The sequence below is a fragment of the Bacillus sp. EKM202B genome, assembly GCF_011066025.1.
Classification (GTDB): Bacteria; Bacillota; Bacilli; order Bacillales; family Bacillaceae_G; genus Bacillus_A; species Bacillus_A toyonensis.
In genome coordinates this window covers 121,682-134,232 of record NZ_JAAMNK010000013.1, presented here as the reverse complement: position 1 = coordinate 134,232, position 12,551 = coordinate 121,682, and the positions used below count along the sequence as shown (strand labels likewise).

The following is a 12,551-nucleotide window of genomic DNA, read 5'->3' as shown; positions in this document are numbered from 1 at the left end:
TCGAGCTCCGATAGAATATCGAATCTCGATGGCTGCTTAGTCTTTTTAATACTGTCTACTTGACAGGGATAAGACCAAAGTTAGGCTTTTATGTTATCTATAAGAAAAAGTTATAGAGACTCATAATATTTTATAATTTAACCTATTGTATTTAAACAAGTAAAATAAAAGTAACAAGTGCATACATTAAGGAGGTTTTTTAATAGTGACAGAAACTATAACATTTAGGATTGCTACGGCAGATGATTTAGATGATATTGTAAAAATGCTTGCTGATGATGTTTTAGGCAATAAAAGAGAGCGCTATGAAACACCACTCCCTGATAGTTATATAAGAGCATTTCATGCTATTGATTGTGATCCAAATAATGAGTTGATTGTAGCGTGTGATGGGACGGAGATTGTTGGTCTTCAACAAATTACATTTACGCCTTACATTGCACGTCAAGGGGGTTGGAGAGCTACTATTGAGGGGGTACGGACAGTCTCATCAAAACGTGGTAAAGGTATAGGAACTAAACTTATTAAATGGGCTATTCAACGTGCTACATTGCGGGGATGTCATTTAGTACAGTTAACAACAGATAAAGAACGACAGGAAGCGTTGCAATTTTATAAGAAATTAGGATTTAAAGATTCTCATGAAGGATTAAAACTTTTTCTTTAATGAATATTGTTATTTATATACCCAAAAGATGCATATTGTAAGGTTCATTGACTACCGGCTTCGAAAACTATAGTAACTATCACTGAATAAAATATATTAATTGATACATTGTTCATCATTTAAATTACATTACTTCAAACGGTGTATCTTTTGATACGAAAATAAGCAAGTTAATGTTCTCTCATATAAATGAGAATATTAACTTGTCTTTTAAATTGTAGTATAAATTATTTATGGTTTTATTTTATTGTTAGTTTTATAATATACAAATTTATCACCTGGCTTTATAATTCAAGCACGTACTATTAGACGAAAAAAATATTTTAAATTTAATTTACAGTATAAATAAAACATAAATTTTGTCCATGTTTTAAACAATATGTATTTTGGAGGAAGTTAATTTGATTTTTTCAAAACTCATTGATCGATACGCCTTGTATGATTTGCACAAAAAAAGAAGTGGAGAGTTTCAATATACTTCTCTTTCTAACACCGCACTAGATATAAAGGATATAGAATTTTTTTATAAAGTACAACCATCTAATATTCATTTTAACATTAAGCATGCAAAGCAAGAAAAGGAATACATGGTTGGACAGTTCAAATATAAAAGCTCGGTTCAATCTGGTGATTCACGCAACGATTCTGTAACTGGGGAATTATTTTTACATGAAAACGAAGATGCACCTCATGTCATCTTCGTTCACGGTTGGAGAATGGATTCTAACGAACGTGTAAAAAAAATATTTCACGACCATATGACTAACTTGAAGTGGAATATGTATTATTTTACTCTACCCTATCATTTTGAAAGAAAACCCAACCAATCCCTATTCAGTGGAGAGTACATGGTAAGTGCTAATATTGAACGAACTGTACAAGCCACTAGACAAGCGGTAGCTGATTTACGAACTTTGATTAAATGGATTAAAGCAAATAAAAATGGTCCCTTGATTTTAATAGGAATCAGTTTAGGCGGGGTTATTACAAACCTAACAGCTCTTGTTGAATCAGACATTGATGTATTGGCATCCATTTTCTACGCGAATCGACTTTCATATTCAATTTGGAAGACAAATCCAGGTAAATTCATTAGAAAAGATTTGGAACATCATGGTGTAACGTATAATGATTTAATAGATTATTGGAAAATCACTGAACCGAGTCAAGCATTACCAAAAGTGAAAAAAGAAAATATTTTATTAATTTCAGGCAAGCACGATCTATATGTGCACCGTGAGGATACGGACTACTTGTGGGCATCTTGGGAAAAACCTACTCGATATATTTATACATGTGGGCATGCTGGGATTGTTCTTAAACGTAAAAAAATTGCAACTGATACTATCAATTTTATTCAGAATCGATTGAACTCCCCACACTTTCCCAATGTCATGCTTTAAAACAAGAGATTACTAAGTACAGGATTTTATACTTATAATGTTTTATTTTATACTGAGCTCATTTTTAAATCTTTCTATTGTCACCTCCCTTAACCTTGCATGATTGGAAAATGATATAGAATTTAGGAAGAAACTATGAAATAAACTCGCCATATGGAAAAGCGCTACTTATTCACCAGATATTATTGTTGTTTAGCTTGTTTATGCAATATTACATATAAAATGCTTTATTTGTTCTGTTATAATTTTAAGAGTAAGTTATTCATCCATTCATTTACACCATCCATATCTACAATTATGGAAACCCTAATTACACATAAAAAAAGAGAAGAACATTGGTGAGTTCTTCTCTTTTTTTATTTTTTTAAGATTACTATCCAAAGTAATTATTGCAATTACTTCAAGCTGGCTTTTGAATTATAAATTCTGATTTTCATACTTCTTCATGATTCTATATAAGGAAAAAAGAATTTACTCCTTTTCTAACCAAATAAAAGGAATTTTTTTAAACAGTTATTTTAATTTGTACTGTTCTCCTATATTAATGCCGGCCCATGAGTATTTTCCTAAATTATATATTAAGGAATACAAATGTATTAATCCTTTCCGAATATGAATTCGAACATGTATCCGTTGCAATATGCCATTAAAATAAAACGGATCACCTCTTGGTTCAATTAGAAAACTACTTGTAAATAACTACAACGACATGAAAACACTTTACTCCTAAATTAATCACTTGTATTACTGGTTGCATGAAACTCCTTCTTGAGAAAGGTTCTAATTTCCGAATATTCTGTTGACTGATAAGACATATTCAATTTACAATTTAATTGTGATGTTTTTTCACAATTAAACTACTTAGAATACACTTCATTTATTCGAAAACAATTACAAATAGAGGTGCTAAAATGAAAACAAGAGTAAATCCAGAGTTATTACAAGGGTTAGAGATGTTTCCAGATCTCGATTTACGCCCGGAAAACTTGCAATCAATCAGAGAAGGAATAGCTCAAATGAGACCACCTACCGTTGTTGATGAATCCCTTTCGTTAACTGATGAAATCATTATTGGACCTGATGATAATCCGTTACCATTAAGAATTTATCGTCCAAAATCAAATAATGAATTTTTACCTGTCTTATTATGGATACATGGTGGTGGTTATATCTTAGGTTCTATAGATGATAACGATGATACTTGTATGAGATTTGCAAAAGAAGCTGGCTGTGTGGTCGTATCTGTAGACTACCGCTTAGCACCTGAACACCCTTACCCAGCACCAATTGAGGATTGTTATTCAGCTTTAAAATGGATCGCTGATAATGCAAAGTCATTAAACATTGATTCGAATCGAATTGGGGTTGCAGGAGTAAGTGCTGGCGGTGGACTAACAGCAGCATTATCATTATTAGCGCGAGATCGAAAATATCCTTCAATTTGTTTACAAATGCCACTATATCCAATGATTGATGACCGAAATAATACACCTTCAGCGAATGAAATTAAAGAGGGATTTGTTTGGAACCAAAAAGCAAATGAAGCTGGGTGGAAAATGTATTTAGGAGAAATGTATGGAACGGATAAAATCCCTGCCTATGCAGCGCCTTCCCGAGCGGAGGATTATAGTGACTTACCATATACTTACACATTTGTTGGCCAATTAGATCCATTCCGCAGTGAAACATTAACCTATGTAAGCAAACTAGCGCAAGCTGGTGTTGATGTCGAGTTTCATTTATATCCAAATGCCTATCACTGGTTTGAAGGGTTAAATCAAAATGCCGATGTATCTATTTACGCTGTAAACGAAATGGTACAAGCAGTAAAGACCGGTTTCAAAAGAGTCTCTAAGGTTGAGGCTTAATCCCTATACAAGAAAAACACTCGTAAATAGTATAATAGCCGATTCTCATTTAGAATCGGCTATTAATGTGTAAAATTCACCTAATATATCAAGGTTGAGAAACGGATATAAGATGTTTAGGCGATGTGTTTATTTCCTCTGCCAATGCTTTTATGTTCATCATGATTTGAATTATTTCTTCTTTTGTTGTCCTTGGGTTGATAGAGCAAAGTCGAATTACTACTTTTCCTTTTAATTTAGTCGTACTTAGCATAGCAAATCCTCTTTGATTAATTTCTTCCACCAGTTTTTTGTTTATTTCATGAATTGTATCTGTAGATGTTAGCTCACATGGAATATAACGAAAAGTAACAATTCCTAACTGTGCAGGTGTTACCACTTCCCAATCTTTTTCTTTCCTTAAAAACTCTTCAACTTGTTCAGCCAACATAATGCCATGAGCAATTGCCTCGCGAAAAGCTGAGACTCCAAATACTTTAAAAGAAAGCCATACCTTTAATGCCCTAAATCTACGAGAAAGTTCAATTCCACGCTCCCCAAAATTCACTTTTTCTTCTATATTAGTTTCTGTATCCTTAATATACTCTGGGATCATACGGAATGTTTCACTTAAATATTGGCTATTTCGAATGAGTACACAACCAACATCATAAGGCTGAAAAAGCCATTTGTGCGGGTCTAACGTCAAAGAATCGGCACGATGAATTCCACTTAACAACTCCCTTCCTTTTTCGCTAAGAATTGCTGCAGCCCCATAAGCCCCATCCGCATGCAGCCATACATCTTCATCACTACAGAGATCAGCCAATTCATTAAGAGCATCAACTGCTCCGCAATTCGTTGTCCCTGCATTAGCAATAACACAAAATGGTTTTTTTCCTTTTAATCGATCTTCTTTTATTTGCTTTCTTAAAGTACTAACTGAAATTTTTAAATCTTCATCTGTTTCAATTCGGCAAATTTGAGAATTTTTAAAACCTAATACTTTAAGTGCTCGATCTACAGAAAAATGAGTTTGGTTAGAAAAATACACAACCGCATTTTCTATGTCATTATTCAACTTGACCTGTCTCGCTACAGTAAGTGCAGTCAAATTAGCCATGGAACCGCCACTGACAAATAGCCCTTCAGCTGAATCAGGGAATCCTAGCATTGATTTTAACCAGTTGATTGTCGTTAATTCAATTTGTTCCGCACCTGCACCTACTATCCAAGCTGTAGGGAATACATTAAACCCACTTGCTAAAAAATCTGCTACTACACCAACATAATTATTCGGACCTGGCACAAAAGCCATAAAATGAGGATGGTCCACATGAGTAATTTGATTAAACACATTGTTATTAAGAAAATGAAGTAACTCTTTTGGGTTGGATCCGTTTTCTGGAATTGTTTCAATTAGATTGTCTCTAAAAATATTACTATCAATTGTTTCCGAAACTGGTTTACTTTTTAAATGATTCATATGATCAACAATCAAGTCCACAGCTTGATATCCTAACTGACGCATCTCTTCGGCTGATAACTGCAAGTTTTTTGTCATTTGGTTTACTCCTATTCTATTTAAAAAGGCGAGTTCTTGCTCGCCTTTTTATTTTTTATAATTTGTAATCACCGATTGCCTGTATTGGATTTTGAAGAATTGTGTTGATTAACTGATGGATGTGATTCAATATTTCCTGTATTTTTTCCGCTTCATATACGGTTTGATCATATCCAAACTTTATTGTAAGTTTCTCTTCAGGGAAGCACATAATTCCAAACTTTACATGCGGCTCATCAACAACTTCATAATCTGTGATGGCAAAATTTCTGTGTTCATTTGAAGAAAAGATAGCTGGGTTAGTCGGATAGTTTTCAAAAACCCAAAGATGGTCAGTCAACTGATTTTTTAATTCACTTTGTTTTTGTATATCAACAAATGAATAGTATGCATACTCATTACATTTCAATGTTTCTAGTTGTACTTTTTGCAGGAAGTCCACAAAAGATTGCGTTTCTGTCCATGCTAGTCGGATAGGCAAAACATTTGTGAACAGACCGAACATATTTTCAATCCCTTCTACTTCGGGAGGTCTGACTGATACTAGATTAGGTAATACTACTTCTCTCACTCCGTTGTATTTGCCAAGCAATATTCCCCATACAGCCAGTAATGCTGAATTCATAGTTATATTGTTTTTAGTTACAAATGTCTGTAACTGATTAGTCAAATCCTTATCTAATGTTAAATCCTTAAATATGAAATTTAACCCTTCACTTTGAGTTGGTACTTTCTTTTTAGGAATGCTAATTTTCCGATTGTATCCTGATAAATAATCCCGCCAAAAATGACGTGCTTTTTCATGATCACGTGTTACAGTCCAATCTATGAATGTCTCAAAAGGTTTCACCATAGGTAACTCTGCCGTAGTTCCCGCATTTATTGTTTCATAGAGCTGGAATAATTCGTCTATCAAAATGCTGACGCTCCAACCATCACATAATAGATGATGGGAACTCCAAACCACCTTATGCTCGTTATTACCTAGTTGGAATATACAGAGACGGGTCATGAGTTCATCATTTTTGAATCCTTGACTTAAATTTTCATTCATCCACTGGTCTAGGAATTCTTGCTGTTCTTGTTTCGTCATCTCAATCAAGTTTTTTATCTCTGAAATCATTTGAACATCTTGTAGAACAGCTTGCCAAGGTTGTGCTTGTTCATCTTGCACAATTATGGTTCTTAGAGAATCATGACGAGCAACTAATTGTTGGAAACACTGAATAAAGAGATTAATATCCAGCTCCCCCTCAAGTGCCCAAATTGTTTGTTCGAAATATGCATTTGTATCAGGTTCAGTCGCAGCATGCTCATAAATAACTTCCTGGAAAGGTGCCAATGGGTAAATACGTTCTATTTTTATTTCGGGCATTTTTTCTTGTATTTTGATGAGTGTATGTTGATTAAGCTGTTTATCTTTAACATTTAGTGATGTAACTTTATTATCGTTCATTTTGTTTACATCACTTGTTTGCGAATTTGGAAGATATTCTAGCTTTTTAACAAATTGAACCATGTCTCCTAATATAGGAAATGAAAATAAATTTTTTGGTTCTAGCTCAAATCCTTGTCTATACAGTCTGACGGAAACTTGAATAGCTTTTATCGAATCTCCACCTAAGGCAAAGAAATGATCATTTACTCCAATCCGATCTACTTTGAGTACTTCTTGCCAAACACTAGTTAATATTTTTTCCATTTCAGTTTTTGGAGCAATAAATACTTCACTTTTTTGTTTCGCCGGAGTAGGGAGTGCTTTTCTATCTAATTTCCCGTTTGGAGTCAAGGGCAATTGTTCCAAATAAACAAAATAAGAAGGAATCATGTAATCTGGCAAGTGATCTCGCAAATGCTTTCGTAGTTCTGTTGTGCTAATATTTTGCTCAGTTACCACATATGCGACTAAAAATTTTATTCCATACTCATCTGTCTGATCAATCACTACTGCATGTTCGACTTGTTTGTAAGTTAGAAGACAATGGGCGATTTCTTCTAACTCTACTCGATATCCTTGAATTTTGACTTGATAATCTTGTCGGCCTAAAAATTCAATATATCCCTCAGGATGCATTTTTCCACAGTCTCCTGTCTTGTATATAAGACCAAAATCAGGATGTGATACAAATGCTTCATTTGTTTTTTGTTCATCATTTAAATATCCTTTAGCAAGGCCCACTCCCCCGATATATAAATCCCCAATTACACCAACAGGGCACATTTTCTTTTCATAGTTCAACACATAATACGTTTGGTTTGCCAAAGGCATCCCGTATGGAATACTATTCCAATGTGATGCCACCTGATTGACCGGATAATAAATTGACCAAATCGATGCTTCTGTTGCTCCTCCTAGTGAAATTACTTCTGCAATTGGAAAATGTCGTTTTATTTTTTCTGGTAAAGAAAGTGGAATCCAATCTCCACTATGTAAAACTAAACGCAAGGAAGAATGTTCAAAATGAGAACCTACTTGCTCCAATGCCAAATCCATGATTGCAGGCACTGTATTCCAAATTGTAATTCCTCTACGTTCGACAGTACGGATTAATTCTTGCATGTCTCTTGGATCACGAATCATTACCAACATTGCACCTGTGCTCAAAGTTCCGAAAATATCGTATACAGATAGATCAAAACACATGGAAGAAATACCAATAGTACGATCATCTTCATTTACCTGATATTTTTGATTAATATCTTGAATTGTATTTGAAACCGCTTGATGAGTAATAATTACTCCTTTCGGTTTTCCAGTACTTCCTGAAGTGTAGATAATATAGGCAAGATCTTCCGGACCAGCAATGGCAGGCATATCTTCTGTTGTATATAATGACAAATGCCTTTCTTCATAAAGACTAGCTTCTAATAAAAGTTTGCATGTGCTATTTTCTAAAATATATGTTTGACGATCTAAAGGATGGTCAGGATCAATCGGTACATACGCGGCACCCGCTTTTAGAATACCTATCATATTAACAATTGTCTCAACTCGTCTTTGTGCTAAAAGACCAACTTTGTCACCTAGACCAATTCCTTGTTCTTTTAAAAAGTGCGCAACTTGATTGGAACGCTTATGAAGCTCCGAGTATGTTAACCAATCTTGTTCAAAAACCACTGCTACTTCATCCGGTGTGCGTTTTACTTGGTCTGTAAATAATTGATACAGAGTAGTTGAAGGTATTTTTTCTGTTGTCTCATTGTATTGCTCAGTTAAAGTTTGATCCGATTCTTTCATCTGCAAAGATGTTACGTCGCTTTGTTTCACCAATTGTTCCAATAAGTCAACAAATTGGGCGAACATTGCTTCTATCACATCAACATCAAACAATTCTTCAACATAGTTCCAGCTAATTAATAACTCTCCATTTTTTTCAATTACCACATTATCCAAATACACTTGTGGAGTCCGAGCATGAATATGGCGAAGTGAACCAAGCTGTTCCCAAGCAAAAGCACCCGCACCAGCTAGCATAGAGGTGAAAACAATTGGCATAACTGCTTTTGGCGTCATTTGATGATATCGAGTAAAATCTCGAATGAAATTAACTCCATCGTAATGGCGATGTTCAAGGCCATCTAATAAAGTAGATTGCGTTTCTTTTACTCTAGTAAAGAAAGATTGCTCTGGTTTTACATCAATATCCAACAAGATGAGTGAAGTGAAATCTCCCACAATTTTCTCTACTTCTTCATGAACAGGATAACGGTTAAATACAGTCAAATTAATTGCCAATCGATGTTGATTACTCCAATATGCCAACACATCACCATATATTGTACAAAGCAGAGCAGAAGGAGTTACTTCTTTCTCTTGTGCTAACTTTCGTAGCTTTGTCCATTTTTCATTGTCTAGGATTTTAGTAAGTGATTGGAATTTAGGAATAGCAATCTCTATCGGGTCCTTTTTTAACAGCAAGGAAGGCGCAAATGGAAAATCAGGAAGCTTACTTGTCCAATAATCTTTTGCTGTTTTATATTCTGTGCTTTGTTCCATTTCATTATAAATAAACATGTAATCTTGAAAATCAAAAGATAGAGGTCCTAATCTTTGCTCTGGTTTATAATAATAATGAAACAAATCCTGTCCAACAATGTTCATACTAGCTCCATCCATTAATAAAGCATCGTATCGAAAACATAATAAATACGTGTCTTCTTTTACAAGAAAGGCTTTTAATTCAAACAAAGGCCATTGCCCCAAAGGGAATACATGGTTAGTCATTCGAGAACGTTCTTCTCGCAAGCGAGCATTTTGTTTCCCATCATCTAAATCTATGAGGCTCACTATTTCAATCTCGTAATCAGGAACACTTTCTAATATTTGCTGTTTTCCCTCTGGTAAAATTACAGCTCGCAACATTGGATGACGATGAATTACCTTTTGAAGACTTTTTGAAAGACGATTGATATCCAATTCTGTTTCATATTCAAAATATGTTTGAGGTGAAATACCACTTAATTCAAACTGTGAATTCCTTCCTAACATATACGCTGTCTGAACTTCTGTTAAGGGAAATGGCTTAGACAAATTTTTAACATGAGTTGGTCTATTTTCAAACCTTTCCTCTTTATGCTCTACCTCTATACAAGAACTAAGTTGAGCAATCGTAGGGTGCTTAAAAAAATCTGTTGTACTTATTTTCAAACAGTCTTTTCTTAATAAATTTATTACCTGTAATGCTTTAATCGATTCTCCTTTTAGTGCGAAAAAATTATCATGAATACCAATTCCCTCAATCTCCATAACTTTTTCCCATGCATGCACCAATTTTTGTTCAATTTCATTGCGCGGGGCAACATATGGAATTGATACATAATCAGTTTGTGTTATATCCAATAACCTTTTCCTATCTACTTTCCCATTTGGATTCAACGGAATCTCTTCCACCTGAATCATTTTTTCAGGAATCATGAACTCAGGTAATTTATCACTTAAATATTTTCTGATTTCACCAAAAGGGACCTTATTATCCGATACATAGTAAGCAGCTAATAATTTCCTATTTCCATATACTTGATCAACAACAATAGCTTGGTTTATTTCTGGATACTCCCTTAACTGACTTTCGATTTCTCTTAATTCAATCCGATACCCCCGAATTTTCACTTGATGATCCATTCGACCTAGATATTCAAGCTCCCCATTAGGCAACCAACGAACAAGATCACCCGTATGATACATCATTTCTCCTACCATAAATGGACTCTGTACAAACTTTTCATCTGTCAGTTTAGGTTTACCAAGATACCCTCGTGCTACCGCCACGCCAGCAATGCAGAGTTCACCCGGAATTCCAAATGGTTTTAATTGACCATACTTATTCAATATATAGGAATGATAATTCGGATTGGGATTTCCAATCGTAACTTCTTTGGCAGTGCTTAAATCCTTTACTGTTGCACAAATAGTTGTTTCTGTAGGACCATAAATATTTAAAATCGTTGCTTCACTAATACATCGAATCTTTTCAACCAAATCAATGGAAAATGCTTCTCCTGCTAACAAAATAGATTTTAAATCTTTTAGAAAATTTGCCCCTTCTGGATCACTCAAAATAACTTCCATTCGCGATGGCGTTGACTCCCATAGATCCACATTATGCTCTTTGACCAAATGAGCCAATTCTTTTGTTGCAAACTGGTCCTCTGTAGCAATAACTACTTTCGAACCTTGAGTTAAAGGAAGACATATTTCTAACAGGGAAATATCAAAAGATACACTAGCAAGAAACAAGAATGAATGATTATCTTTTACTTTTTCTCTCATTACACTTAAAAAATGGACAAGCGATTTCTGTTCCACCATTACTCCTTTTGGATTTCCTGTCGATCCTGATGTGTAAATAACATAAGCCAAATCATTAGGATGACTTTCTCGAACTAAATTACTTTCTTCACCTTGGAAGAAATGCCCCTCATCAAGATACAGCACTTCACCCGCAAATTGTGGCAATTCTACTTCTGTTCGCTTGCTCAGTAAACATTTTGCTTGACTATCTTGTAACATATATTCAATTCGTTCATTTGGATAATTAGGATCGATTGGTAAATATGCTGCTCCGGCTTTCAATATCCCCACCATACCAATGATCATTTCTAATGACCGATCCACCATAACCCCAATAATACTTTCTGTCGAAACATCTTTACTTTGAAGAATAGAAGCCAATTGATTTGCTTTCTTATTCAATTCTCTATATGTCAAAGATTGATCATTACAAACAACAGCAATTTGATCTGGGGTTTTTGATACTTGCTTCTCAAACAAATCTTGAAATGATTGAGACAATTCTATGTCCGCCTGACCTTGATTCAATTCTTTTAGCAACTCTTTCTCTTCTTCTGAAATGATACAAATATCTTTCACAGCCAAATTCGAATTTGTTGACACTTGCTTTAAAACATAAAGATATGAATTTGCAAACTGTTGCAAAGAAGAGAATGAATGAGACTTGAAAGAAATTTGAAATTCAAATTCATTATGTATTTCATTCCATTTTCTTCGTATCCATATGGCTAAATTATTCTCTGCGTATTCTTCTATCGAATTTTTATTATGTAATCCTTCCATCCCAATAACAATTTGAAAAGGAGTTAAATGGTGTTTCGCTAATAATTCAGAAAGTGGATAACTCTGATTGTCATACCCGAATAAAGTCGCTTGTTCAATCTGATTTACTACTTCTTTAAAGCTGTGATGAGGATGGATTTCACTTCCTAAAGGAATCAATTTATTAAGATTCTCGCTTTGTTCAAGATTTTTTTCAATTACAGGAATACCAATAGTAATTTTTTCTTGATCTGTATAGTGTGCCAAACAAATCCTTAACGTGGCCTGTAACCAACTAAATAATAATAAATCTTGAGACTTACTTACTTTTTGTATACTTTTACTAAACTCTACATTCATTATGACTTGAACGTGCTCGCAAGGATTTTCTTTATTTAGTTGGTAACCGCTATTAAATACAGAAAAATCGAGAACCTCGGAAGATAACTGCTCCTTCCAAAACGCCTCTACCCCTTTATTTTCATGAATCGAACTTCGATCTTTAATGTGCATTTTT

5 protein-coding genes are annotated in these 12,551 nt (G+C 34.3%); 3 read left to right on the top strand and 2 right to left on the bottom strand.

Annotated elements, in window-relative coordinates; translation table 11 throughout:
• The first annotated feature begins 205 nt into the window (after nucleotides 1–205).
• The 3 genes from G9F74_RS17065 to G9F74_RS17055 all read left to right on the top strand — a co-directional run bounded on the left by G9F74_RS17065 (nucleotide 206) and on the right by G9F74_RS17055 (nucleotide 3,938).
• Complete coding sequence (locus tag G9F74_RS17065) at nucleotides 206–667, top strand: GNAT family N-acetyltransferase (protein ID WP_000140903.1); 462 nt, start codon at nucleotides 206–208, stop codon at nucleotides 665–667.
• 401 nt (nucleotides 668–1,068) lie between these two features.
• Nucleotides 1,069–2,070: an alpha/beta hydrolase gene (locus tag G9F74_RS17060; RefSeq protein WP_000577691.1), complete on the top strand. Its 1,002-nt coding sequence runs from the start codon at nucleotides 1,069–1,071 to the stop codon at nucleotides 2,068–2,070.
• Nucleotides 2,071–2,981: 911 nt separating this feature from the next.
• Nucleotides 2,982–3,938, top strand: coding sequence for an alpha/beta hydrolase (locus G9F74_RS17055; RefSeq protein WP_000857948.1), 957 nt, complete (start codon nucleotides 2,982–2,984; stop codon nucleotides 3,936–3,938).
• Nucleotides 3,939–4,026: 88 nt separating this feature from the next.
• Here the strand turns inward: G9F74_RS17055 and G9F74_RS17050 are convergent, their stop codons facing one another.
• Nucleotides 4,027–5,481, bottom strand: coding sequence for a pyridoxal phosphate-dependent decarboxylase family protein (locus tag G9F74_RS17050; protein WP_000164820.1), 1,455 nt, complete (start codon nucleotides 5,479–5,481; stop codon nucleotides 4,027–4,029).
• A gap of 55 nt (nucleotides 5,482–5,536) precedes the next feature.
• Complete coding sequence (locus G9F74_RS17045) at nucleotides 5,537–12,547, bottom strand: non-ribosomal peptide synthetase (protein WP_016108554.1); 7,011 nt, start codon at nucleotides 12,545–12,547, stop codon at nucleotides 5,537–5,539.
• Nucleotides 12,548–12,551 lie beyond the last annotated feature (4 nt).